The 25,239-nt window shown below is 59.3% G+C and carries 20 protein-coding genes and 4 tRNA genes; 16 read left to right on the top strand and 8 right to left on the bottom strand.

The window, feature by feature from the left end; translation table 11 throughout:
- Nucleotides 1-88: 88 nt before the first annotated feature.
- Nucleotides 89-550: a DUF6314 family protein gene (locus G5195_RS11970; protein WP_103252030.1), complete on the bottom strand. Its 462-nt coding sequence runs from the start codon at nucleotides 548-550 to the stop codon at nucleotides 89-91.
- Nucleotides 551-589: 39 nt separating this feature from the next.
- Here G5195_RS11970 and G5195_RS11965 point away from each other — a divergent pair, with 39 nt between their 5' ends.
- Nucleotides 590-1,444: a carboxylate/amino acid/amine transporter gene (locus tag G5195_RS11965; protein ID WP_103252031.1), complete on the top strand. Its 855-nt coding sequence runs from the start codon at nucleotides 590-592 to the stop codon at nucleotides 1,442-1,444.
- Between the two features lie 6 nt (nucleotides 1,445-1,450).
- Here the strand turns inward: G5195_RS11965 and G5195_RS11960 are convergent, their stop codons facing one another.
- Nucleotides 1,451-2,314 carry a GGDEF domain-containing protein gene (locus G5195_RS11960; RefSeq protein ID WP_421223495.1) on the bottom strand — a complete coding sequence of 288 codons (864 nt, stop codon included), beginning with the start codon at nucleotides 2,312-2,314 and terminating at the stop codon, nucleotides 1,451-1,453.
- Between the two features lie 70 nt (nucleotides 2,315-2,384).
- A complete protein-coding gene (locus G5195_RS11955) occupies nucleotides 2,385-3,098 on the bottom strand; it encodes a 3-deoxy-D-manno-octulosonic acid kinase (protein WP_421223493.1) in 714 nt (237 codons plus the stop codon).
- A gap of 203 nt (nucleotides 3,099-3,301) precedes the next feature.
- Between G5195_RS11955 and G5195_RS11950 the strand changes: the two genes are divergently transcribed.
- The 8 genes from G5195_RS11950 to G5195_RS11915 all read left to right on the top strand — a co-directional run bounded on the left by G5195_RS11950 (nucleotide 3,302) and on the right by G5195_RS11915 (nucleotide 11,268).
- Nucleotides 3,302-4,354, top strand: a complete 1,053-nt coding sequence (locus G5195_RS11950) for a glycosyltransferase family 9 protein (RefSeq protein WP_421223491.1) — start codon at nucleotides 3,302-3,304, stop codon at nucleotides 4,352-4,354.
- Nucleotides 4,355-4,657: 303 nt separating this feature from the next.
- Nucleotides 4,658-5,284 carry a guanylate kinase gene (gene gmk / locus G5195_RS11945; RefSeq protein ID WP_005357125.1) on the top strand — a complete coding sequence of 209 codons (627 nt, stop codon included), beginning with the start codon at nucleotides 4,658-4,660 and terminating at the stop codon, nucleotides 5,282-5,284.
- Nucleotides 5,285-5,363: 79 nt separating this feature from the next.
- Nucleotides 5,364-5,639 (top strand): DNA-directed RNA polymerase subunit omega, encoded by a 276-nt coding sequence (gene rpoZ, locus G5195_RS11940; RefSeq protein WP_005307060.1) that lies wholly within the window; start codon nucleotides 5,364-5,366, stop codon nucleotides 5,637-5,639.
- A gap of 131 nt (nucleotides 5,640-5,770) precedes the next feature.
- On the top strand, nucleotides 5,771-7,888 hold the full coding sequence (gene spoT, locus G5195_RS11935) for a bifunctional GTP diphosphokinase/guanosine-3',5'-bis pyrophosphate 3'-pyrophosphohydrolase (RefSeq protein WP_005339255.1): 2,118 nt from the start codon (nucleotides 5,771-5,773) through the stop codon (nucleotides 7,886-7,888).
- Between the two features lie 44 nt (nucleotides 7,889-7,932).
- Nucleotides 7,933-8,664: a tRNA (guanosine(18)-2'-O)-methyltransferase TrmH gene (gene trmH / locus G5195_RS11930; protein ID WP_159162642.1), complete on the top strand. Its 732-nt coding sequence runs from the start codon at nucleotides 7,933-7,935 to the stop codon at nucleotides 8,662-8,664.
- The gene (locus G5195_RS11925; RefSeq protein WP_319889846.1) at nucleotides 8,664-9,323 is read left to right on the top strand and encodes a CatB-related O-acetyltransferase; all 660 of its coding nucleotides are present in this window, start codon (nucleotides 8,664-8,666) and stop codon (nucleotides 9,321-9,323) included. Before trmH ends, G5195_RS11925 begins: the two co-directional genes overlap by 1 nt.
- Entirely contained in the window at nucleotides 9,323-10,363 is a 1,041-nt protein-coding gene (locus tag G5195_RS11920; RefSeq protein WP_337073430.1) for an alpha/beta fold hydrolase, read from the top strand. Before G5195_RS11925 ends, G5195_RS11920 begins: the two co-directional genes overlap by 1 nt.
- A gap of 89 nt (nucleotides 10,364-10,452) precedes the next feature.
- Entirely contained in the window at nucleotides 10,453-11,268 is an 816-nt protein-coding gene (locus tag G5195_RS11915) for a Cof-type HAD-IIB family hydrolase (RefSeq protein WP_005339262.1), read from the top strand.
- Nucleotides 11,269-11,302: 34 nt separating this feature from the next.
- Here the strand turns inward: G5195_RS11915 and G5195_RS11910 are convergent, their stop codons facing one another.
- From G5195_RS11910 to G5195_RS11890, 5 genes are all read right to left on the bottom strand, one after another.
- Nucleotides 11,303-11,818 carry a ricin-type beta-trefoil lectin domain protein gene (locus tag G5195_RS11910; protein WP_216979787.1) on the bottom strand — a complete coding sequence of 172 codons (516 nt, stop codon included), beginning with the start codon at nucleotides 11,816-11,818 and terminating at the stop codon, nucleotides 11,303-11,305.
- Between the two features lie 178 nt (nucleotides 11,819-11,996).
- A tRNA-Pro gene (locus G5195_RS11905) sits at nucleotides 11,997-12,073 on the bottom strand.
- Between the two features lie 76 nt (nucleotides 12,074-12,149).
- A tRNA-Leu gene (locus G5195_RS11900) sits at nucleotides 12,150-12,235 on the bottom strand.
- Between the two features lie 20 nt (nucleotides 12,236-12,255).
- Nucleotides 12,256-12,331 (bottom strand) — tRNA-His (locus tag G5195_RS11895).
- A 51-nt stretch (nucleotides 12,332-12,382) separates the two neighbouring features.
- Nucleotides 12,383-12,459, bottom strand: a tRNA-Arg gene (locus G5195_RS11890).
- A gap of 232 nt (nucleotides 12,460-12,691) precedes the next feature.
- Between G5195_RS11890 and G5195_RS11885 the strand changes: the two genes are divergently transcribed.
- The 7 genes from G5195_RS11885 to kdpB all read left to right on the top strand — a co-directional run bounded on the left by G5195_RS11885 (nucleotide 12,692) and on the right by kdpB (nucleotide 25,205).
- Complete coding sequence (locus tag G5195_RS11885; protein WP_005339267.1) at nucleotides 12,692-13,288, top strand: TetR/AcrR family transcriptional regulator; 597 nt, start codon at nucleotides 12,692-12,694, stop codon at nucleotides 13,286-13,288.
- Nucleotides 13,285-14,418 carry an efflux RND transporter periplasmic adaptor subunit gene (locus G5195_RS11880; RefSeq protein ID WP_005355753.1) on the top strand — a complete coding sequence of 378 codons (1,134 nt, stop codon included), beginning with the start codon at nucleotides 13,285-13,287 and terminating at the stop codon, nucleotides 14,416-14,418. Before G5195_RS11885 ends, G5195_RS11880 begins: the two co-directional genes overlap by 4 nt.
- A 15-nt stretch (nucleotides 14,419-14,433) precedes the next feature.
- Nucleotides 14,434-17,514 (top strand): multidrug efflux RND transporter permease subunit, encoded by a 3,081-nt coding sequence (locus G5195_RS11875; protein ID WP_216952542.1) that lies wholly within the window; start codon nucleotides 14,434-14,436, stop codon nucleotides 17,512-17,514.
- A 118-nt stretch (nucleotides 17,515-17,632) separates the two neighbouring features.
- Entirely contained in the window at nucleotides 17,633-19,600 is a 1,968-nt protein-coding gene (locus G5195_RS11870) for an ATP-binding protein (RefSeq protein WP_245148451.1), read from the top strand.
- A gap of 76 nt (nucleotides 19,601-19,676) precedes the next feature.
- Nucleotides 19,677-21,026 carry a glutathione-disulfide reductase gene (gorA, locus tag G5195_RS11865; protein WP_100652171.1) on the top strand — a complete coding sequence of 450 codons (1,350 nt, stop codon included), beginning with the start codon at nucleotides 19,677-19,679 and terminating at the stop codon, nucleotides 21,024-21,026.
- 359 nt (nucleotides 21,027-21,385) lie between these two features.
- Complete coding sequence (kdpA, locus tag G5195_RS11860; protein ID WP_421236170.1) at nucleotides 21,386-23,080, top strand: potassium-transporting ATPase subunit KdpA; 1,695 nt, start codon at nucleotides 21,386-21,388, stop codon at nucleotides 23,078-23,080.
- A 67-nt stretch (nucleotides 23,081-23,147) separates the two neighbouring features.
- Nucleotides 23,148-25,205, top strand: a complete 2,058-nt coding sequence (gene kdpB, locus G5195_RS11855; protein WP_421236169.1) for a potassium-transporting ATPase subunit KdpB — start codon at nucleotides 23,148-23,150, stop codon at nucleotides 25,203-25,205.
- The last annotated feature ends 34 nt before the right edge of the window (nucleotides 25,206-25,239 follow it).

Below are 25,239 nucleotides of genomic sequence, written 5' to 3'. Positions count from 1 at the left end.
CCTGTTTTTGGGACTGTTTTAAAAAACCTCCGATTTGTCCCCCGCTACCGGCGCTCTGCGCCGGTTTTTTTATGCCTGCCAGCCGGCGTCAGATCAGATAGCGATAGCTGAGTCGCTCGTTCTTGCGCGGCCCGGTGATCTGCCAGCTCAGCAGAAAACCGCCGTCGCTCTCGGTCAACTCGGCGCTGTAGTGATCCGCCCCGCATAGATGGGGTTCGGCGGTCAGCCAGCGGCCATCCCCCTGCGGCAGCAGCTCGAACAGTTCGACCGGCGCCTCATAACGCAGATGGGAGAGACGGATCCCCCGTTCACTGCGCTGCCACCAGAAGCGGTTATGCATGGCGAGTTCCCTGCCATGAGGCGTGATGTAACAGCCCTGCTCGTTAAATAGCCAGCCCCCCTGATGATCGGTCACCGCCACAACCCCCTCGCCGCGACCATTCCAGTCGGTCGCCGACCCCTCGCCATTGCTGGCGGTGAAGCCAAATGCTCCGACCTGTGGCAATCGTGCCCATAAACGCTGGATTGCAGCTTCCATCTCGGCCATCATAGCCCCCTTAAAATTGACAACTGACGATAAATCAAACACATGAACTACTTGATAGGGGTCACCCTGCTCTGGTCATTCTCCTTCAGCCTGATCGGGGTCTACCTCGCTGGCCAGGTGGATGCCTACTTCTCGGTGCTGACCCGCATCGCCCTCGCCAGTCTGGTGTTTCTGCCCTTCCTGCGCCGCCGCTGGCTGCGCCCCGATCTGGCGGCCAAGCTGATGGCGCTGGGCGCCATCCAGCTCGGCATCATGTATCTCTTCTACTACCACTCCTTTCTGCTGCTGACGGTGCCGGAAGTGCTGGTCTTTACCATCTTCACTCCCATCTACGTCACCCTGCTGCACGACCTGCTGGAAGGGCGCTTCAAGCCCACCTATCTGTGGGGCGCCCTGCTGGCAGTGATCGGGGCTGCCGTCATCCGTTTCGATGGCCTGACCGAAAGCTATGTGCTGGGATTTCTGGTGGTGCAGGGGGCCAACCTCTGTTTCGCCCTGGGTCAGGTGGGCTACAAGGTACTGCTGGCGCGGGAGGCGGAGCAACCGCCACAACTAGCGGTGTTCGGCTGCTTCTATCTGGGAGCGCTGGTGATCGCATTGCCCGCCTGGTGGCTGCTGGGCAAGCCGCAATATCCGACGTCAGGGTTGCAGTGGGGCATTCTGCTCTGGCTGGGGGTGGGTGCCTCCGGCCTCGGCTACTTCCTCTGGAACAAGGGGGCAACGCTGGTCACCAGTGGGGTGCTGGCCATCATGAACAATGCTCTCATTCCGGCCGGCTTGCTGGTCAATCTGCTGCTCTGGGGCAAGGATACCGACCTGACCCGGCTGACCATCGGCGGCCTGCTGATGCTGGCCTCGCTCTGGGTCTGCCAGCGTGACAAGCGCGGCCAACCCTGACCACACTCAGCCGACGACCGTGTTGTGCTCCCGTCTGGCCTGACTGTGACAGCTGGCCAGCCGGGCCAGCAGATGATCAAGCTGCTCGCCAGCCTGACTCTGCACCAGCCCGATGCTGACGGTGACCGGCCGCTGTGACAGCAGGCTGGCATCGGCAATCTCGAGGCGCAGCCGCTCGGCGATCTCCAGCGCACTCATCCGCTCGGTCTGGGAGAGCATCAGGATAAAACCATCCTGATCCCAGCGGGCGAAGGGATCTTCCCGCCGCAGCTCGTGGCGCACGATACGCGCCAACTTGGCCAGCATGGCATCGCAAGCTGCTTCGCCAAACAGTTGCTGGATTTTGGCCATGTGATCGACCGAGAACTGCAGCAGGCTGAAAGTCCCGCTCTCGGTCGCCAGCCGCTCCTCCAGCAGTTGCTCGAAACGGCCACGACTCTCCAGACCGGTCAGCGGATCGGTGCCGTGCCGCTCTTCCACCAGCACCACGGCGGGATCGAGATGGCGCACCACGCCAAATAGATGACCCCGCTCGTCACGACGCATCCGCTCTTCCAGCCGGATGTAGTGGCCGTGGTGGTGAAGAATGCGGTATTCGAGGCGCAGACCACTGCTGCGGCCGCTCTGGCAGGCGAGCAGGGCATCTTCCAGCCGGGCAACATCGTCGGGGTGAACCCGATCCAGCCAGCCGAGATCATCCGGCCAGCTCTCTCCCAATCCCAACAGGCGCAGGCAGGAGGGATCACGCTGCAGTCCATGTTGGGCTGACCAGCTCCAGATCCCCGCCTCCAGCAGCGCCATGGCATCAGACAGCAGACCCGGATCAAGCCGGGCAGTCACATCGACCAAAGGTGTCTTGAGCATTTCCATGGGGCGCCTCGAAACAGGATCTGAATACCTGCTCAATAAGTAACATTGGCGTTCACGCCGAGCAACAGGGTCAGAGCGCTTTTCCCTGATACCCGTTCATCAAGGTCTGCCAGTTCTCCGGTACGAAGTGGAAACTGGTATGCAGTTGAGACTCTTTATTGAATGAACGAAGCAAGCGTTCCAGATTGGCCTTCTGCCATTCGCCGGGGGAACGGATCGCACCCTTGTCAAAATCGATCACCCACACCTTGCCCTCTTTATCGAGCAGCAGGTTGTGGCTGTTGAGATCGGCGTGATAGACCCCGGCATCGTGCAGCTGGCGCACCGTCTGGCCTATCTTGTGCCACACCTCGGTCGCCACCGGCCCCTGCTTGAGCAGCGCCACCATATCCTTGGCACCGCAAATTCGCTCAATCAGGATATCGGCACGATAGAAGGGGCCCTGTTTGACCATGCGGGCACCAAACGGACGCGGCACCGGCAGCCCCAGCTCGCACAGCTTGGCCAGCAGGGTGTATTCGGCCATGGCGCGGCTCGACTCAACCCCTTCGAACCAAAAGCGATCCCGCACCACCTTGCCCACCATGCCGCCACGATAGTAATGGCGCAGCACCAGATGGCGGGACTCATCCTTAACGAACCAGGTCACTCCCCGTCCGATGGAGGTTCCCACCACCTGACGGTTGTTCTGCCACCAGGCAGGATCGAATAACTGGGGAGAAGGGTCGCGAAAGGCCCCTTCGGCATACCAGCAGATCTGGTTGTGTTCGGTCTGTACTCGCATCGTGGAGATCCCGCTCGGTGGGTCGTTGATCGCCCCTGTTTATGGGCGATGAGGCTGCGACTGTGGCATGCCCGCAACATGTGCCAGCCATGGCGGCTGCTATTCAGGTGGCAAAGCCCGGCTGACGATTGTGCGCAATTTTACAATCCAGAGGGGAGTTTGCATAATGCCATTCACCCTTTTTGCCAGCCGTGCGCCACAACATGCCGCTATTTCAAACGCCTCCCTCCTCCATCTGCATCCTGCGGCTCTCCGCCATCGGGGATTGCTGCCACGCACTGGCGCTGGTGCGCGTCATCCAGCGGGAGTGGCCACAGACCCGTATCACCTGGATCACCGGCAAAATCGAGGCAACCCTGTTTGCCGATCTGCCTGGGGTCGAGGTGATCCCCTTCGACAAGAGCAAGGGGTGGCGCGGCTATCGCGATCTCTGGCATACCCTCAAGGGGCGCAAATTCGATGCCCTGCTCCACCTGCAGGCGGCGATGCGGGCCAGCATCGCAACCCTCGGCATCAAGGCCAAGGTCAAACTCGGGTTTGATCGGGAGCGGGCCAACGACGGCCAGTGGCTGTTCACCAACCACAAGGTGCCATCCCCTGCCTCTCCCCACGTGCTGGACGGTTTCCTCGCCTTTGCCAAAGAGCTCGGCATCAAGGATCTGACCCCGGATTGGCAACTGCCCATCAGCGCCGAACACCAAGCCTGGGCAAAGGAGAAAACTGGCGGCAAACCGACCCTGCTGATCTGCGCCGCCGCCAGCAAGGCGTTCAAAAACTGGACGGCTGCGGGTTATGCCGCACTGGCGGATCACGCTGCCAGCAAGGGTTTTCAGGTCTATCTCTGTGGCGGGCCGGCCAAACTGGAGCGGGATCTGGCTGCCGAGATCCGGCAACTCAGCCAGAGCAAGCCGGTCGATCTGGTTGGCCAGACCAACCTCAAGCAGCTGTTGGCGCTGATTGGCGAGGCGAGTCTGGTACTGGCCCCCGATACCGGCCCAACCCATATGGCCACCATTGTCGGCACGCCGGTGATCGGTCTCTATGCCCACCACAATCCGGCGCGTACCGGCCCATATCTCTGCCGCGACTACGTGGTCAGCGTCTATCAGGAGCTGGTTGAGCAGGAGACCGGCAAGCCGCTGGCCGAATTGAGCTGGCGCACCCGTCTCAAGGACCCGGAGGCCATGCGAAAAATCACCAGCGAGCAGGTGACCGCCGCGTTCGATCGGCTCTGTGCAGATCGTCAACTGCCGTAGTGACAGGGCACCTCGGGAATTCCGAGCCATCAGGCAGGGATAACCTGATAGCCTCTGCCCTCAGCCAAAGGCACAATGCAGGCTGATGTGGGTTACGCTCCCGCAGCAAGCTACGAATACTTTGATCGGCTGGAATATGATTCCGGCCGTTTTTTTATTCGCCGCATTCTGGTAAAATTCGCCGCCTTTACATCCTCCTGACTCAAGAATTTTCCGCGTTTTGCGTTTGGCTGTCTCCCTTTCGGGCACAAGACGGCGGTCTCTGCTACAACCAAAACAGCGGTTTCGCTTAAAGGTAATAATATGGCGCAACAAGGCACTCTCTATATCATCTCTTCTCCGAGCGGCGCGGGTAAATCCAGTCTGCTCAATGCCTTGCTGACCCAACATAACGCTGCGGGCAAGATGCAGCTGTCGGTTTCCCACACCACTCGCGCCACCCGTCCTGGCGAAGAGCACGGCGTCCACTACCACTTCGTTCAGGTGGAAGAGTTCAAGGCGCTGATCGAGCGTGGTGATTTTCTGGAATGGGCCGAAGTGTTCGGCAACTACTACGGCACCTCCCGCGCCGCCATCGAAGCCTGTCTGGCCAAAGGGATCGACGTATTCCTCGACATCGACTGGCAGGGTGCCCGCCAGATCCGCGAGCAGATGCCGACCAAATCCATTTTCATCCTGCCCCCCAGCCGCGAAGAGCTGGAACGCCGCCTGATTGGGCGCGGTCAGGACAGCGCCGAAGTGATCGCCGGCCGGATGGCGAAAGCCATTGCCGAAATGGTGCACTACGACGAGTATGACTATGTCATTATCAATGAAGACTTCGAGCAGGCGCTGTTCCAGCTCAGGTCCATTATTGAGTGCCAACGGCTGGAGATGCGTCACCAGCAACAGGCTCAAAAAAACTTGCTGCAACAGCTACTGGCAGAGTAAGCCAAAAACAAGTAAACTTTTGCGTCATTTTTAAACACTGCTTTTCTAAATACAGAAAGCCCAAACACTGGAGTCCTGCATGGCACGCGTTACTGTAGAAGATGCTGTAAAACAGGTAGGTAACCGTTTTGACCTGGTGCTGGTCGCCGCGCGCCGCGCTCGTCAAATCGCGGTACAAGGCAAAGATCCCCTGGTCGACGAAGAGAACGACAAGCCGACTGTGATCGCCCTGCGTGAGATCGAGCTGGGTCTGGTGAACAATCAAGTGATGGACACCCAGGACCGCTACGAACAGCAAGAGCAGGAAGCCGCCGAGCTGGCTGCCGTTGCTGCCATCGCCGAAGGCCGCGGTTAAGTTATTTCTCCGGTTGGCACCCGCCCGGGTGCCGACTGTTCATCCCCATTTACAACCGCTCGAAAACCTCGCAAACTCAGGGCTATACCCTCAATTCCACGAATTGCCGTTTCACCGCTGCGGGGACTGTCTTGTATTTATTTGAAAACCTTAAAGAAATAGCCAGTTCCTACCTGCCGCCAGAGCAGGTTGAGAAGCTCAAGCAAGCCTATGTGGTGGCCCGTGATGCCCACCAGGGCCAGATGCGTTCCAGTGGCGAACCCTATATCACCCACCCTGTTGCCGTTGCCCGAATCTTGGGTGACATGCGCCTCGATCATGAAACCCTGATGGCCGCCGTACTGCACGACGTCATCGAAGACACCTCGGTCACCAAGGCCGATCTGGCCGAACAGTTTGGCAATGCGGTTGCAGAACTGGTGGCCGGGGTCTCCAAGCTCGACAAGCTGAAATTTCGCGATCGCAAAGAGGCGCAGGCCGAGAACTTCCGCAAGATGGTGATGGCAATGACCCAGGATATCCGGGTCATTCTGATCAAGCTGGCCGACCGCACCCACAACATGCGCACCCTGGGCTCCCTGCGCCCTGACAAACGCCGCCGCATCGCCCGGGAAACCCTCGAAATCTTCGCCCCCATCGCCAACCGCCTCGGTATTCACACCATGAAGAACGAGCTGGAAGAGCTGGGTTTCGAGGCGCTCTATCCCATGCGATCCCGCGTGTTGCGCGAATCAGTGCGCCGCGCCCGTGGCAATCGCCGCGAGATCATCGACTCCATCCAGAGCGAAATCAGCGGTCGTCTGAAAGAGGCGGGGATCGAGCATCAGGTCAGTGGCCGCGAGAAGAATCTCTTCTCCATCTACAACAAGATGGAGAAAAAAGAGCTGCAATTTCATGAGGTAATGGATATCTACGCCTTTCGGGTAAAGGTGAAGGACATAGATACCTGTTACCGGGTGCTGGGGCAGATGCACAGCCTCTACAAACCGCGCCCCGGCCGCTTCAAGGATTACATCGCCATCCCCAAGACCAACGGCTACCAGTCGCTGCACACCTCTCTGGTGGGGCCGCACGGGGTACCGGTCGAGGTGCAAATTCGCACCGAGTTCATGGATCAGATGGCCGACAAAGGGGTTGCCGCCCACTGGGCCTACAAGCAGGATGGCGACAGCTCGGGCACCACTGCCCAGATCCGCGCCCAGCGCTGGATGCAGAGCCTGCTGGAATTGCAGCAGAGCGCCGGCAGCTCGTTTGAATTTATCGAAGGGGTCAAAACCGACCTCTTCCCCGACGAGATCTACGTGTTCACGCCGGAAGGACGAATCATGGAGCTGCCCGCTGGCGCCACGCCGGTGGACTTTGCCTATACGGTGCACACCGACATCGGCCACGCCTGCGTCGGTTCGCGGGTCGACCGCCACCCCTACCCGCTCAGCAGCCCGCTGCACTCGGGCCAGACGGTGGAGATCATCACGGCGCCGGGGGCTCGCCCCAATGCAGCCTGGCTCAACTTCGTGGTGACCACCAAGGCTCGCTCCAAGATCCGCCAGTTCCTCAAGAACCTGCGCACCGAAGAGTCGGTGGTGCTGGGTCGCCGCCTGCTCAACCATGCACTAGGCGCCAAGAATATCGAAGATATTCCCGAGCCACGCATCAAGCAGGTGCTGGCCGATACCAAGCACGAAAATCTACAGGGGCTGCTGGCCGATGTGGGCCTCGGCAACGCCATGAGCGTCATGGTGGCGCGCCGCATGCTGGGGGATGAACTGCCGCCGGAAGAGCAGCCCAAAACCAGCAGCAAGAAGATGCCGATCAAGGGTGCCGACGGCATGCTGGTCACCTTCGCCAACTGCTGCCGTCCGATCCCGGGGGATGCCATTATCGCCCACATCAGCCCGGGCAAGGGTCTGGTGATCCACCAGGAAGCCTGCCGCAACATCAAGGGCTACAGCAAGGAGCCGGACAAGTACCTGCCGGTGCAGTGGGAAGTGGACAAGGAGCAGGAACAGGAGTTCCGCACCGGTATCAGCATCGAGATCGTCAACCATCAGGGTGCGCTGGCCGAGCTGGCCAACGTGATTGCCGCCACCGGCGCCAATATTCACGCCATCAGCACCGAAGAGAAGGATGGCCGGGTCTATCAGGTCAGCCTGCTCATCACCACCAAGAGCCGCATCCACCTGGCCAACATCATGCGCAAGATCCGCGTCATGCCCAACGTGCTCAAGGTGAGCCGACAGAAGAACTGAACACAGGCGGCGCAAGCCGCCTGCTGCTTTTATTGAGACAAGCCATGACCCCCGAACGCTTCAAGCGCATCACCGACATGCTGGCCCAGCGTCAGCTCGATTTGACCGTCTGTATGGAAGAGGTACACAAACCTCACAATCTGGCCGCCATCGTGCGTACCGCCGATGCCATCGGCATCCACCGGGTACACGCCGTCTGGCCCAAAACCTGGATCCACAAGCGCAAGGGCACCGCCCGCGGCAGCCAGAACTGGGTGGATGTAAAACTGCACCCGGATATCGGCACAGCCGTTGCCGAGCTGAAAGCTTCAGGCATGCAGATCCTGGCAACCCACCTCTCCGACAGCTCCGTCGATTTTCGCGCTATCGACTACACCAAACCGACCGCCATTCTGGTGGGTCAGGAGAAGCATGGCATCGGTGAGGAGGCGCTGGCACTGGCCGATCACCATATCGTCATCCCCATGGTGGGCATGGTGCAGTCCCTCAACGTCTCGGTGGCTGCTGCCGCCATCCTCTACGAAGCGCAGCGTCAGCGCGAGCTGGCCGGTTGCTATCAGCGCGGCTGCCCGCTCACTCCGGAGGAGCAGAACAGCATCCTGTTCGAGGGTGGATATCCCATCTATGCCCAGCTCTGCAAAGAGAAAGAGATGCCCTACCCCCAGCTCGGCCCGGCCGGTGAAATTCTGGCGGACGAAGAGTGGTGGCAACGGATGCAGCTGACCCGCAAAGGGTGGGCGCAGCAGAGCGAGCAGGACGATCCGCAGGAGGAGTGATGGAGAACCCTTTTGGCAGCTGGCTGGAATCGCAAATCATCCGGGATCACCTGACCAACCCGAACATAGAGGCCGGCGACTACAGCTACTACTCCGGCTACTACCACGGCAAGCCGTTCGAGGATCACTGCGTCCGTTACCTGCTCGGCGATGGCTCGACCCGCGACACCTGGGAGAGCGGCCTCTGGGGCGAGGTGGATCGGCTGATCATCGGCAAGTTCTGCTCCATCGGCTCGGGCGCCACCTTCATGCTGGCGGGCAATCAGGGCCACCGGCTGGATTGGGTCTCCACCTTCCCGTTCAATCCCGACACCTTTGGCGAAGGGGCCCGCAGCGGCTTTCTGCGCAAGGGGGACACCCGGATTGGCAACGATGTCTGGATCGGCTCGGAAGCGATGATCATGCCCGGCATCACCATAGGTGATGGCGCCGTCATCGCCACCCGCGCCGTGGTGACCAAAGATGTGGCCCCTTACACCATAGTCGGCGGCAACCCGGCCCAGCCGATCCGCCGCCGTTTCAGCGATGAGCAGATCCTCATGCTGCAAGAGATGCAGTGGTGGGACTGGCCCCTGCCTCGCTTGCAAGCCTGCATGGCGCTGCTCTGCTCGGAGGATATCGCTGCCCTTTATCACCATTGGCAACAGGAGTGTGCCTGATGAAACCCCTCTCTCTTTCCCTGTTGGCCCTGACCCTGTTTTCTGCCGGAGCCCTTGCCGTGACCAATCCTTATGCGCTGACCAGCGAAGCCGATGTGCCCACCCTCTACCAGCAAACCCTGCCCGACTTCTGGCGCCAGCATGCGGTTGAAGGGGAGTTCAAGGGCAAGGATGGGGTGACCATCCGCTATGCCGCGCTACGGCAAGCCAAGGTCGATCGCGCCATCCTGATCGTCAATGGCCGGGTCGAGAGCTACCTCAAGTATCAGGAGCTGGCGTGGGATCTCTGGCGTCAAGGCTACAGCCTCTATCTCATCGACCATCGCGGTCAGGGGATGTCCGATCGGATGCTGGATGACCCGCAGAAGGGATATGTCGACCAGTTCGACGATTATGTGGTCGATCTGAAGCAATTTCACGACCAGATCATCATGGCGGACCAGCCTGCCAAGCTGTTCCTGCTGGCCCACTCCATGGGCGGCGCCATCTCGGCCCGCTATCTGGAACGCTGGCCCGATGATATCAAGGCGGCCGTGCTCTCCTCCCCCATGCTGGGCATCAATCTCGGCGGTCTGCCCAAGTGGCTGGCCAAGGGATTGGCGAGCACCATAGGCACGGTCGGCGGCTGGCTTGGCGAGCCTCCCTACGGCCCCGGTCAGGGCGCCTATCAGGATCACGGCTTTGCCGATAACGAGCTGACTCACAGCCAGCCCCGCTATCAAGCCTTCCGCCAAATCTACGAGCAGCACCCGCAGATCAAGCTGGGTGGCGCGACTGCCCACTGGATTTATCAGGGGATCACCGGTGCCGATGCCGCCATCGCCGATGCGGGCGCCATCAAGACGCCGCTGCTGGTGCTGCAAGCTGGCAACGACAGCGTGGTGGACAATGCCGCGCAGGAACGCTTCTGCACCATTGCCAAGTGCGAAGGGGGCAAACCGCTGCGCATCGAGGGGGCCTGGCACGAACTGTTTATCGAATCCGATGACAAACGCCAGCCCGCCCTGACCGCGATGGTCGACTTTTTCGCCCGCTTCTGAGCTGGCTATTTTTTGTAACCCTAAATAAATGGGGTGACAGTGCGGGCTAAGGTAAACTGCCCCTGTTTTCAATCGATGCCGAGGTAATGATGTTCAAGGTAGTTGTATCCGATCTCGATGGCACTCTGCTCAACAAGCAGCACCAGATCTCTCCCCGTACCCGGGATACCCTGCACCGCCTGGTAGAACAAGGTGTGAAATTCGTGGTCGCCACCGGCCGTCATCACGTTGACGTTCGCAGCTTCCGCGATGCGCTGGGGATGGACATCTACCTCATTACCTCCAATGGCGCCGTGGTCCATGACAAACAGGACCAGCTGATTTTCAACCAGCCGCTGCCGACCGAGATCGCCGCCGAACTGATTGCACTGGAGCGAGATCCCTCTATCCACCTCAATGTCTATCAGGGTGATGATTGGGTGGTGGAAGAGGAGCTGCCCTGGTTGCTGCAGTTCCACGACGAGTCAGGGTTCACCTACCGTCTGGTCGATGACCTGAAACAGGAACCGAAAGAGCAGATCAACAAGGTGTTCTACATCGGTGACCACGAGAAGCTGCTGAAGATTGAGGCGCACCTCAACCAGCGCTATGGCGATCAGCTCAATGTAACCTTCTCCCTGCCGGACTGTCTCGAAGTGATGCACGCCGGGGTGCATAAGGGCAATGCGGTGCGTGCCGTGCTGGAGCAGAACGGGTTCGATATGTCGGAGGCGATCGCCTTCGGCGATGGCATGAACGACTTCGAGATGCTGACCATGGTGGGACGCGGCATCGTGATGGGCAACGCCCATGACCGCCTGAAAATGGCGCTGCCGGAGTATGAGCAGACCCTCACCTCCGATGAAGATGGCGTCGCCGTCTATCTGGAGAAGCTGTTCGAGCTGGAGAGCGTCAGCGCAGCCTGATCCTCTTCAGCCCGCCATCCGATTCAGCAAAGCCTCACCATGTGAGGCTTTGTTTTTTCAGGGTTTCCAGCCAGGGATTGGGCCGCTGCCAGCTGAAGCTCTGGTTCGCTCCGCCGTAGCATTCAGCCAGCCGCAGCGGCGTGCCGGGGGTATGGCGTCGCCCGGCCACATCGAGGCAGCGAGAGACCTTGCTGTTGAAAAGCCTGTCTTTCTGCCACTCCCACTGCGCCTGACCGTCACAGGGTGCCAGCATCACTTCGCTGTCGTTTTTGGCTTGCAAACAGAGATCCTGCAGACGCAACTCACCCAGATCCCACTCGAACAGTTGATCGTCTTTTCCGCTGCAAGGTTGTGCCAACACCTTCTGTTGGGACACCGCAACGCAAAAATCACCGCTGGTCAGCAAGGGGGAAAGCACCCGGTCCTCCGACGGTATCGAAGCGATTGAGTCCATCATTTCATCGGTTGATGGCGGCTTGATGGTACATCCTCCCAGCAACAAGGCGACCAGCAGGGCGGGAGAGCAAGCAAGGGAAATTTTGTTATTCATGGAAAATGCCTGAAATGGGCCGATGACATCCGTTTGTCAGTGACTCGAGGCTGAAGCATAACCGAAAGGTGGGGCGTTCTGCCCGGATAGAGTGTAAACAGACGTAACAGGGAAAGAACGCACGCGCAGCAAAGACCAGAATGCAAAAAACCCCGCCGAAGCGAGGTTTTTCTAAATGTGGTCGGTGATAAAGGATTCGAACCTTTGACCCTCTGGTCCCAAACCAGATGCGCTACCGGACTGCGCTAATCACCGAGGCTATTTCTTTCAAAATAGTTTACTTCAAAAAAACAAAGACGACCTGATGGTCATCCTCGTCATACAGCAAGTATGGTGCGAAGAGAGGGACTCGAACCCTCACACCCGGGGGGCACTAACACCTGAAGCTAGCGCGTCTACCAATTCCGCCACCTTCGCGTACCTGACAAGCTGTAAAATGGGGTGGCTGATGGGGCTCGAACCCACGACAACCGGAATCACAATCCGGGACTCTACCAACTGAGCTACAGCCACCACAGCTGTTTTCGTTCCACAACAACGCCCGTTTAACCGACGCACTTTTGATGGTGCGCCCGACAGGATTCGAACCTGTGACCTCTGCCTCCGGAGGGCAGCGCTCTATCCAGCTGAGCTACGGGCGCTACGCTGTCGAACGGGGCGCATTATTAATGATGGTTGCTGGTTTGTCTACACTTTTCTGTCACCGAAACACCGTTCGTTGTTTTTTCAAGCACATTGCGCACTTTTCTTCCACTATTCCCCTGCTGACAGCCAAAAAGGGGCAGATCGCAGTCGCAAATCGCCTTGCTGCCTTGACTTGATTTGATGCCCATCTAGAATGAATGAACGTTCATTCAATCGAAAGTCACACTGATGATTCTGGATAAAAAAGAGAGCATCTTCAACGCGGCCCATGAGGTGCTGGGTGAACGGGGTTTTCATGGTCTGTCGATTGCAGAAGTCGCCAAGAAGGCCAATGTTGCCACCGGCACCATCTATCGCTACTTCGGCGACAAGGATGATCTGATCCGGCAACTGCACCAGCACACTATCTTGCAGTGTGTGCCCATGGTCATGGCCGATGTAGCAATCGATAAAGTTTCATTTCAACAATTTCGCCAATTATGGCTCAATATTCATGCCATTTTTGTTAACGAACCCAACGCTATCCGGTGCAAATTGCAGTACGAGAGCTCTCCGCTAGGGGCAGAATTGGAGACCAATCCTGTCATTCTGGCCGCCTGGGAGCCTCTGGACCGATTTTTTGAACAGGGCGTTGAACAAGGATTGTTTATTGATTTACCGATACGGGCACTCCAGGTGTTGAGTCTGGACAGTGTCATGCATCTGGCCCTGCAGTGCAGGGTGCACAACATCACGCTGACCGAATCGCAGTTGGAAACCGCGATCCGGGCCAGCTGGAATGCCATTTTATCCCCCAATCTTTCCACCTCAGGAGCCTGTTCATGAAAAAGTGGATGGCCATTATGTTGCTGATAGCGATCGCCTTGTTTGGCAGCGTCATCGGCTTCAATTTGTTCAAACAGAAGATGATTGCCCAATATATGGCCAACCGGCCGGAACCCGAGTTCCCCGTCACCGCCATGGTGACCAAGGCGCAGGATTGGGTACCGACCATCGAAGCGATCGGCTTCATCGAGCCGAATCAGGGGGTGACCCTCTCCACCGAACTGGCCGGTACCATTGACGCCATCACCTTCGAGTCGGGCAAACCGGTCAAGGCTGACCAGCTGCTGCTGAGCCTGGACTCCACCGTGGAGCGGGCCAATCTGCGCGCCTCCCAGGCCAAGCTGCCGGCGGCAAAAGCCAAGTTCGATCGTTTCCAGAACCTCTACAAGACCAGCTCCATCTCCAAAGAGCAGCTGGATGAGGCGGAAGCGGCCTATCGCTCACTGGAAGCAGATATCGAGAGTCTGAAGGCGACCATTGCCCGTCGTGAAGTCCGTGCGCCCTTTAGCGGCGTGGTCGGCCTGCGCAATGTGTTCCTCGGTCAGTATCTGCAGCCGGGCACAGATATCGTGCGCCTGGAAGATACCAGCGTGATGCGCCTGCGCTTCACCGTGCCCCAGACCGATATCTCCAAAATCAAGCTGGGCCAGACCATCAAGATCAATGTGGATGCCTATCCGCAAACCCAGTTTGACGGTCATATCACCGCCATCGAGCCTGCGGTCAACTTCCAGAGCGGCCTGATCCAGGTACAGGCAGACATTCCGAACAACGACGGTCAGCTGCGTTCCGGTATGTTCGCCCGCGCCAGCATCATTCTGCCGACGGTGAAAGATCAGATCGTGATCCCGCAGACCGCTATCTCCTTCACCCTTTACGGTCAGAACGTCTACGTGCTCAAAGAGGGCGAAGAGACCGACAAAGAGGGTAACAAGGTGAAAGTGCTGCGAGCCAAGCAGGTTGTGGTCAAGGCCGGTGAGCGCCGTGGCAACGATGTGCATGTGCTCTCCGGCATCCAGGCCGGTGACCAGATCGTACTGTCGGGTCAGGTTCGCCTGAGCAACGACACCAAGGTGCATGTGGTCGAGAACGATGCCCTGGCCGTTCCGGCACAAACCCCGATGCTGTAAGCGCGGAGATCTGCGATGCGATTTACTGACATATTTATAAAACGGCCTGTGCTGGCGATCTCGCTCAGCTTCCTGATCGCCTTGCTGGGCTTTCAGGCCATCTTCAAGATGCAGGTACGGGAATACCCCGAGGTGACCAACACGGTGATCACCGTCAGCACTGGCTACTATGGCGCCAGTTCTGATCTGATCCAGGGGTTCATCACCCAGCCGCTGGAACAGGCGGTCGCGCAAGCCGACAACATCGACTTCATGACCTCCTCCAGCCAGCTGGGTAGCTCCACCATCACTGCATACATGAAGCTCAATACCGACCCCAACGCCGCGCTGTCCGATATACTGGCGAAGGTGAACTCGGTGCGCTCTCAGTTGCCGAAAGAGGCGGAAGACCCCTCGGTCACCTCCTCCACTGGTTCAACCACGGCGGTGCTCTACCTCGGCTTTACCAGCCCGGAGCTCAACTCCAGCCAGATCACCGACTATCTGGAGCGGGTTATCAAGCCACAGCTCTTTACTGTCGGCGGGGTCTCCAAGGTTGACCTCTACGGCGGTGTCGAGTTTGCCCTGCGGGTATGGCTGGATCCGGCCAAGATGGCGGCCTTCAACCTGACTGCCAGCGACGTGATGACGGTGCTCAACAGCAACAACTATCAGTCCGCGACAGGTCAGGCGACCGGTTACTTCACCCTGTTCAATGGCAATGCCGAGACCCAGGTCAAGGATGTCGACGAGCTGAAGCGACTGGTGGTGGCCACCCGCGACGGCAAGGTGATCCGTCTGGCGGACATCGCCAAGGTAACCCTCGAGAAGAGTCACGATGTCTATCGTGCCAGCGCCAATGGTCGCGAAGCCGTGGTCATGGCGGTCAACGCCGCCCCGACAGCCAACCCCATCAATATCGCCCGCGATGTGCTGGCACTGCTGCCGAGCCTTGAGCGCAATATGCCGAGCACCATGCGTCTCAACGTGATGTATGACTCCACCGTGGCGATCAACGAGTCCATCCACGAGGTTATCAAGACCATCCTGGAGGCAGCCGCCATCGTTCTAGTGGTCATCACCCTGTTCCTCGGCTCGTTCCGCGCGGTCATCATCCCGATCATCACCATTCCGCTCAGTCTTATCGGCGTGGTGATGATGATGGATATGTTCGGCTTCTCGATAAACCTGATGACCCTGCTGGCGATGGTGCTGGCGATCGGTCTGGTGGTGGATGACGCCATCGTGGTGCTGGAGAACGTCGACCGCCATATCAAAGAAGGTGAAGAGCCGTTCCGGGCCGCCATTATCGGTACCCGTGAAATTGCGGTGCCGGTCATCGCCATGACGGTTACCCTGGCTGCGGTATACGCGCCTATCGCCCTGATGGGGGGCATCACCGGCTCCCTGTTCAAGGAGTTTGCCCTGACCCTGGCTGGCGCCGTGTTCGTCTCGGGCATCATCGCCCTGACCCTGTCACCGATGATGTGTTCCAAGATGCTCAAAGCCAACGAGCAGCCGGGCAAATTCGAGAGCACGGTCCACCACCTGCTGGAACGGATGACCGATCGCTACGACAGCATGCTGCACGCCGTGATGAAAAAGCGCCCCGTCATCGTGGTGTTCGCCGTCATCGTGTTCGCCAGCCTGCCGTTGCTGTTCAAGTTCATCCCGAGCGAACTGGCACCGTCAGAGGACAAGGGGGTAATGGCCGTGCTGGGTACCGCACCGTCCAACGCCAACCTGGACTACATCGAAAACACCATGGCGGATGTGAACAAGATCCTGGACGAGCAGCCCGAGATCGCCTTCTCCCAGGTCTTCTCAGGGGTGTTCAACGCCAACCAGGCGTTCGGTATCGCCTCCATGGTGCCCTGGAGTCAGCGTGAAGCGAGCCAGAAAGAGGTGCTGGATCGGGTCGCCAATCTGGTGAAAGACATCCCGGGTATGGCCATCACCACCTTCCAGTTCCCGGAACTGCCGGGAGCATCGAGTGGTCTGCCGATCCAGTTCGTCATCACCACCCCGAACAGCTTCGAAAGCCTGTTCCTGGTGGCCGGTGAAATTCTGGCCGCGGCGCAGAGTAACGGTCAGTTCGTCTATTCGGATCTCGATCTGAACTACGACTCCGCCACCATGAAGATCCGCATCGACAAGGACAAGGCGGGTGCCTACGGCATCACCATGCAGGATATCGGTATCACCATGGGCACCATGATGGCGGACGGTTACGTCAACCGTATCGACCTGGATGGCCGCTCCTACGAGGTGATCCCGCAGGTCGAGCGCAAATACCGTCTCAATCCGGAGTCCATCAAGGGCTACTACGTGCGGGCCGCAGATGGCAAGTCGATCCCGCTCGGCAGCCTGATCACCATTGAAGTGGTTGGCGAGCCCCGCGCCCTGCCCCACTTCAACCAGCTGAACTCCGCCACTATCGGTGCCGTTCCGGCTCCGGGTGTGGCCATGGGTGATGCGATCAACTGGTTCCAGACCACCGCCGACGAGAAGCTGCCGCAAGGCTATCGTTACGACTTCATGGGTGAAGCCCGTCAGTTCGTCACCGAAGGCAATGCGCTCTATGCCACCTTCGCGCTGGCACTGGCGATCATCTTCCTGGTGCTGGCGATCCAGTTCGAGTCGGTGCGTGACCCGCTGGTCATCATGGTCTCTGTACCGCTCGCCATCAGCGGGGCCTTGATTGCCTTGGCTTGGGGACTGGCGACCATGAACATCTACTCCCAGGTGGGCCTCATCACCCTGGTGGGTCTGATTACCAAGCACGGCATCCTGATCTGTGAAGTAGCGAAGGAAGAGCAGCTGCTGCGCGGCATGAACCGGATGGAAGCCGTGATGCAAGCCGCCAAGGTGCGTCTGCGTCCGATCCTGATGACCACCGCCGCCATGATTGCCGGTCTGATCCCGCTGCTCTACGCCGCAGGCGCCGGTGCAGCACAACGATTCAGCATCGGTATCGTCATCGTGGCAGGCCTTGCCATCGGTACCCTGTTCACCCTGTTCGTACTGCCGGTGATCTACACCTATCTGGCTTCCGAGCACAAACCCTTGCCGGTATTCGATGAAACCATTCCGCCCAAGGCAAACGGCGGACACTGATCATCAATCACTTGCCAAGGCCCCGATACGGGGCCTTTTTTATGGTTCGCAGGAAAGACGACATAAGTCCATGAAGCAGTTAAACTAAAAAACACAACATCCAGACCGCAAGGACGCCATGTCAGGACTCATCTCCAAGACCGCCGAGGCCGTAGGCCGCAACGGACTCTCATACCGCCTGCTCTCCTATATTCTGGTGTGTAGTACCGTATTGGCGATGATCATTACGGTGCTGCAACTCGCCTGGGATTACCGCAAGGATGTCGCCGTCATCGAAGACAGCATCGGCCAGATCGAAGCCTCCTTTTTGCAACCTATTGCCGCCAGCTTGTGGAACCTCGATGAGGAGCAGGTCAAAGTGCAGATCGAAGGGATCATGAACCTGCCCAACATGCAGTTTGTGATGGTCAAGGAGATGCTCGGCAACTCCGAAGTGCCACTGTTGACCCAGGGAGTGGAACGGGAAAGCTATGACATCTCCCAGGAGTTCAATCTCACCTATCAGGGGGAAATTGTCGGCAAGCTGTTTGTCGCCGCGTCGCTGGAGCAGATTTACCAGCGTCTGATTGAGAAGTCAGTGCTGATCATGGTCAGCCAGACCATCAAGACCCTGGTGGTCTCATTTTGTATCCTGATCATCATTTACTATCTGGTGGTCAGGCACATCAACCGCATCGCCAACTACGCCCAGAAGTTCAACCTCGATCGGCTCGACATGGCGCTGGAGCTGGAAGGCCGCCCGCAGCCGCGCAAGAAACCCGACGAACTGGATACCCTGGTATCCACCCTCAACCAGATGCGCACCCGGCTACGTGACGAGCTGGTCGCTCGTCATCAGGCGGTGGAACAGCTGCAACAGGAGCGGGATTTCTCCGCCACCCTGATCAACTCCGCCAACATGGTCATCTGCTGCATGGAACCAGACTTGACCATCGCCAGCATCAACCCGGCAGCCATACTGCTGACCGGCTACCACCAGCAGGAGCTGTTGCAACACAACTGGCTGGATCTCTTTGTCAGCCCGGCGCAACGGGAAGAGCTGAACGATATTCTGGCGGCGGAAGGTTCACTGGCGGACAAAGAGGTCATCATGCATGACCAGCAGGCCCACGAGCTGGTGCTGCAGTGGACCTTCGTACCCTTCTATGAAGGGCCGAACCTCAAGTACCAGATCGGCTTCGGCTACGACATCACCCAGCTGAAAAAGGTCGAGCGGGAGATAATCCAGCTCAACGAGCAGCTGGAAGGAAAAGTGGTGGAGCGTACCCGCAGCCTGAGCGAAGCCAACAACCAGCTGGGCAAGGCGTACGACGACCTGAAACAAGCCCAGCAAACCCTGGTGGAGTCGGAGAAGATGGCCTCCCTCGGCTCGCTGGTGGCCGGGGTGGCACACGAGATCAATACCCCAATCGGCATCAGTGTGACCGCCTCCTCCTACCTGCAGGAACGGGTTGCCGATTTCAAATCTCATATAGAGTCAAAACAGCTGTCGCGTTCCTATCTCAACGAGTTCACCGTCAACCTCGACGAGTCGATGCAGCTGCTGCAGAGCAACCTGCGGCGCGCCTCCGAGCTGATTGCCAGCTTCAAGCAGGTGGCGGTCGACCAGTCATCGGAAGCACGCTACAACTTCAGCCTCGCCGACAACCTCCATCAGGTGGTGGTCTCGCTTGGCCACAAACTGAAGAAGAGCCAGTGCGAAGTGGATATCCAGTGCGATCCCAAGCTGTCTATATTCTCCTTCCCGGGCAGTTTTACCCAGATCTACTCGAACCTGATCCTCAACTCCATCAACCACGGGTTCGACAACTGGGACAAACCGAAGAAGATCACCATCAAGGTGGAACAGCAGGGAGAGGAGCTGTTTATCGACTATTCGGACAATGGCCGCGGCATCCCGCCCGAAATCTTGCCGCGCATCTTCGATCCCTTCGTCACCTCCAAGCGGGGTCAGGGTGGCAGCGGTCTGGGCACCCACATCATCTACAACCTGGTGGTGCAACTGCTGAAAGGCCGTATCAGCTGTGCCAGCGAACCGGGCCAGGGCGCCCAGTTCCATATTCGCCTGCCGATCCAACATAACTGAGTGCTGGCTCTTGTGAGCCAGCCGCTTTATCCCCATCATGCTGTGATTGCATTCTTAATGAGCGGAGAACCTCGCAATGGCACAGCATTTTGACTATATCGCCATCGGCGGCGGCAGCGGCGGTATTGCTTCTGCCAACCGGGCTGCCATGTACGGTAAGAAAGTTGCCCTGATTGAAGCCAAAGAGTTGGGTGGAACCTGCGTCAACGTAGGCTGCGTACCGAAGAAGGCTATGTGGTATGCAGGCCAGATCGCCGATGCCCTGAAATATGGCGCCGACTACGGCTTTGACACCACCCTCAACCACTTCAACTGGGCCAAGCTGGTCGAGTCCCGCCAGGCCTACATAGGCCGCATTCACCAGTCCTATCAGAACGTGCTGGGCAAGAACCAGATCACCGTCATCAAGGGCTTCGCCCGCTTCGTCAGCAGCAACACCATCGAGGTTAATGGCGAGCACTACACGGCCGATCATATCCTGATCGCTACCGGTGGCCGCCCGGAAATTCCGGCCATCCCGGGTGCCGAGCTGGGTATCGACTCCGACGGTTTCTTTGACCTGCAAAGCCAGCCCAAGCGGGTTGCCGTGGTTGGAGCTGGCTACATCGCAGTCGAGATCGCCGGGGTGATGCAGGCACTCGGCTCAGAGACCCATCTGGTGGTGCGCAAGCACGCACCGCTGCGCAACTTCGACCCCATGATCCACGAGACACTGGTCGAAATCATGGCGCAGGAAGGGCCCAAGCTGCACACCCACGCCATTCCCAAAGCCGTGCTCAAGAACGCTGACAACAGCCTGACCCTGCAACTGGAAGATGGCCGCCATCTCACCGTCGACTGCCTGATCTGGGCCATCGGCCGGGTACCGGCTACCGACAACCTCAATCTGGCTGCCGCTGGCATCACGCTGGACGAGAAGGGCTTTATCCCGACCGACAAGTTCCAGAACACCGCCGTCGCCAACATCTATGCAGTGGGTGACAACACGGGTCGCATCCAGCTCACCCCGGTGGCCGTCGCTGCGGGCCGTCGCCTCTCCGAACGGCTGTTCAACAACAAGCCGAACGAGCACCTCAACTACGATCTGGTACCGACCGTGGTGTTCAGCCACCCGCCCATCGGCACCATCGGCATGACCGAACCTGAAGCTATCGCCGAATACGGCGAGGACCAGGTGAAGGTCTACCGCAGCCAGTTCACCGCCATGTACTCGGCACTGACCCAGCATCGCCAGCCCACCCGGATGAAGCTGGTCTGTGTCGGCCCGGAAGAGAAGGTGGTCGGTCTGCATGGTATCGGCTTTGCCATGGACGAGATCCTGCAAGGCTTTGGCGTCGCCATGAAGATGGGGGCCACCAAGGCGGACTTCGACAACTGCGTTGCTATCCATCCGACCAGCGCGGAAGAGTTCGTCACTATGCGCTAAGGGCAGATGAAGTTGGCCTGTCACGAGCAGCCGGCGTCTACAGCCATGTAACCCCTTCACCCAAACCCGGCTCAGGCCGGGTTTTTTGATCACTCCTCGCCATTTCTCTCGCAAATCCGTCGTTCTTTACGCCGATTTTACGCCTGCCACATGGCGCTTTATGGCGCCTTTACGCCTGTTTTACATACCCTTTTCAGCGTCAATGACACCAACAGAGTCGATATGATCTTACATCGGCTCTCGCAGCTAATTATCTCAATGGAGTCGATATGAATTGGCTATATCTGCTGCTCGTCCTCGCCTTGATGGCCTATCTGATGCGCGCACTCACGCGCAGTCACGAGTGAGGGACTACCTATATGCAGCAAGAAATTATCTATCCGGTGGCCTTCGTGCTGCTGGTTCTGCTGCCGGCACCGCTGCTGGGCAACTACATCTACCGGGTATTTGAAGGCAAAATCCGCTGGCTGGCACCGGTCGAGCGCGCCACGCTGGCTTGCTGTGGCACCGATGGACGGGAGCAGGACTGGAAGTCCTACGCCCTCAGCCTGCTGGCCTTCAACGGCGCCGGTTTCGGTCTGCTGTTCCTGATCCTGATGGCGCAGGGGTTGCTGCCCCTCAACCCGCAACAACTGCCGGGTCTGAGCTGGCAACTCGCCTTCAACACCGCAGTCAGCTTTATGACCAACACCAACTGGCAAGCCTATTCCGGTGAGGCCAGCCTCTCCTACTTCAGCCAGATGGTGGGGCTGACCACCCAGAACTTCGTCTCCGCAGGGACGGGCGCTGCCGTCGCCATTGCCCTGTTCCGCGGTATCGCCCGTCAGCAGACCATCAACCTTGGCAACTTCTGGCAGGATCTGGTTCGTTTCTGCCTCTATGTGCTGCTACCCATCGCGCTGATCATGGCGCTGGTGCTGGTATGGCAAGGTGTTCCGCAAAGCCTCTCCGCCTATCTGCCGTTCCACGGTGTGGAGGGTCAGGAGCAGCTGCTGCCCCTCGGCCCGGCGGCCTCGCAGATCGCCATCAAGCAGCTTGGCTCCAACGGCGGCGGCTTCTTCGGCATCAACTCGGCACATCCGTTCGAGAACCCGACAGCCCTCTCCAACTGGCTGGAGATGGTCGCCCTGCTCACCATCGCCGCCGCCATGGTCTTTACTCTGGGCCGCTATGTGAAGGACATGGCCCACAGCCGCGCCATTCTCGGTGCCATGACCCTCATGCTGATGCTGGGGCTCTTCGTCTCCCTCTCACAGGAGCTGAAACCGGATCACACCCTCGCCCAACTCATCACTGACGCCAGCAACATGACTGGCAACTGGGAAGGCAAGGAGAGCCGCTTCGGCCCTGTGCTCTCCAGCATCTGGGAAGTGGCGACTACTGCCGCCTCCAACGGTGCCGTCAACGCCATGCACGACAGCTTTACTCCGCTCGGCGGCATGGTGGGCATGATCAACATGCTGCTGGGTGAGGTCATCTTCGGCGGGGTCGGCTCCGGTATCTACGGCATGATGCTGTTCGTGCTGCTGACCGTGTTCCTGTGCGGCCTGATGGTGGGACGTACCCCGACCTATCTGGGCAAACGGCTCGGTATCACCGAGATGAAGTGGGTGGTCGCCAGCATGCTGGTCATGCCGGTGGGTGTTTTGGTGATCGGTGGTGTCACCCTGCTGATGCCGGATGCCAGCACCATCATCGGCCATGATGGCCCGCACGGTCTGTCACGCCTCATCTATGCCTACGCCTCGGCTGCCGGCAACAACGGCTCCGCCTTCGCCGGTTTTGCCGCCGGTGACAACTGGCAGTGCATCGCCATCGGTCTGGCCATGCTGCTCGGTCGCTTCGGCTACATCATTCCGGTACTGGCCATCGCCGGTCAGCTGGCCCGTGCGCCCCGTCAGGAGACGAGCGAAGGGGACTTCCCCATCAGCGGCCCGCTGTTCGTTGCCCTGCTGATTATCACCGTCCTACTGATAGGTGGCCTCTCCTTCCTGCCGGTGCTGGCACTGGGCCCGGTGGCTGAACATCTGAGTCTGATCGGAGGTGCATTCTGATGAACCTGACCCTGTCGATCACCATCCGGATGCCAATGGCCAACTATCTGATGCTGGGAGCTTTCCAATGAGCAAGTCCACTGCAATGAGCACCGACACCATGTTGGTGAAGGGCAACAAACAGAAATCACAGATCATCCAGGCAATGGTTGAGGCCCTTTATCGCTTCAATCCCAAGGCGCTGTTTGGCAGTCCCATCCTGTTCACCCTCTGGCTGGCCGCAGTCATGGCGACCGTGGAGTCCCTGCTGGGGCAGCCCTTCTCGGGGGTTGCCCCCTCGCTGGCCTGGCAGCTGACCGCCTGGCTCTGGCTGACTCTCTGGTTTGCCAACTTCGCGGAAACCCTGGCCGAGGGGCGCGGCAAGGCCCGCGCCGACAGCCTGAAAGCTGGTATGAGCCAGCTCAAGGCCCGCCGGGTGGCGAATGCCAAAGATGGTCAGGGTGAATGGGTACCCGCCACCAGCCTGATGAAGGGTGATCTGGTGCTGGTACGCAGCGGCGAGATGATCCCTGCCGACGGTGAAGTAATCGCCGGCATCGCCTCGGTCAACGAAGCCGCCATCACTGGCGAATCCGCCCCCGTCATCCGCGAGTCGGGTACCGACCGCAGCGGCGTGACCGGCAACACGACGGTCGTCTCCGACGAGATCTGGGTGCGCGTCAGCAACAATCCGGGCGAGAGCACGCTGGATCGGATGATCGCACTGGTGGAAGGGGCCAAGCGCCAGAAGACCCCCAACGAGATGGCGCTCGACGCCCTGCTGGTGGGCCTGACCCTGATCTTCCTGCTGGTGGTCGCCACTCTGCCCTGGTTCCTCGACTACAACGGCACCCAGGTCCCGCGTCTCTACCTGATCGCTCTCTTTATCACCCTGATCCCGACCACCATCGGCGGCCTGCTCTCCGCCATCGGCATTGCCGGTATGGATCGACTGGTGAAGCTGAACGTCATCGCCAAGTCTGGCCGTGCCGTGGAAGCGGCCGGTGACGTGCGCACCCTGCTGTTGGACAAGACCGGCACCATCACCTTCGGCAACCGGATGGCCGACGAGTTGATCCCGGCACCGGGTGTCGACCCCGCCCTGCTGGCACAAGCCGCCATGCTGGCCTCGCTGGGTGACAACACCCCGGAGGGCAAATCTATCCTGACTCTGGCCAGCAAGAGCATGGCCAAGCCGAGTCAGCTGGAGAGCGACAAGGTGGTCCCCTTCAGCGCCGAAACCCGGCTGAGCGGACTGGATCGCAACGGTCATCAATATCGCAAGGGGGCGGTAGATGCCGTGCTGAACTACCTCAGCCTCGACCGCAAGGCGGTACCTGAGCTGGTGCTCAAGTCAGTCGACAGCATCGCCCGTCAGGGTGGGACTCCGCTGCTGGTCTGCACTCAGGAGAAACTGCTGGGGGTGGTCTACCTCAAGGACATCATCAAGCCCGGAATCAAAGCCCGCTTCCAGATCCTGCGCCATATGGGGATACGTACCGTGATGATCACCGGCGACAACCCGAAAACCGCCGCCGCCATCGCCGCCGAAGCCGGGGTGGATGACTTCATCGCCGAAGCGACGCCGGAGAAGAAGCTGGCCTATATCCGGCAGGAGCAGGCCGATGGTCGTCTGGTCGCCATGTGCGGTGACGGCGCCAACGATGCGCCCGCGCTGGCGCAAGCTGATGTGGGGCTGGCCATGAACGAGGGTACCCAGGCCGCCAAGGAGGCGGGCAATCTGGTGGATCTCGACTCCAACCCCACCAAGCTGCTGGATGTGGTGCTGGTCGGCAAACAGCTGCTGGTGACCCGTGGCGCCCTGACCACCTTCTCCATCGCCAACGACGTGGCCAAGTACTTTGCCATCCTGCCAGCCCTGTTCATCGCCGCCTACCCGCAACTGGGGGCTCTGAACCTGATGCAGCTGGGCAGCCCGCAGAGCGCCATCCTGTCGGCCATCATCTTCAACGCCCTGATCATTGTGGCGCTGGTGCCGCTGGCACTGCGTGGTGTCGACCTGAAAGGCTCGGCCGCCAGCCTGCTGCGCCGCAACCTGCTGATCTACGGTGTCGGTGGCCTGCTGGTGCCGTTTATCGGCATCAAGCTGATCGATCTGGTCATTACCGGCCTGGGTCTGGTGTAACGACATAATCGGGATGCGGGTCAGACCCGCATCC

This window comes from Aeromonas sp. 601039, assembly GCF_049174415.1.
GTDB lineage: Bacteria > Pseudomonadota > Gammaproteobacteria > Enterobacterales > Aeromonadaceae > Aeromonas > Aeromonas veronii_A.
Note: the sequence above shows the minus strand (reverse complement) of the source record. Positions and strands in the feature narration are given on the sequence as shown.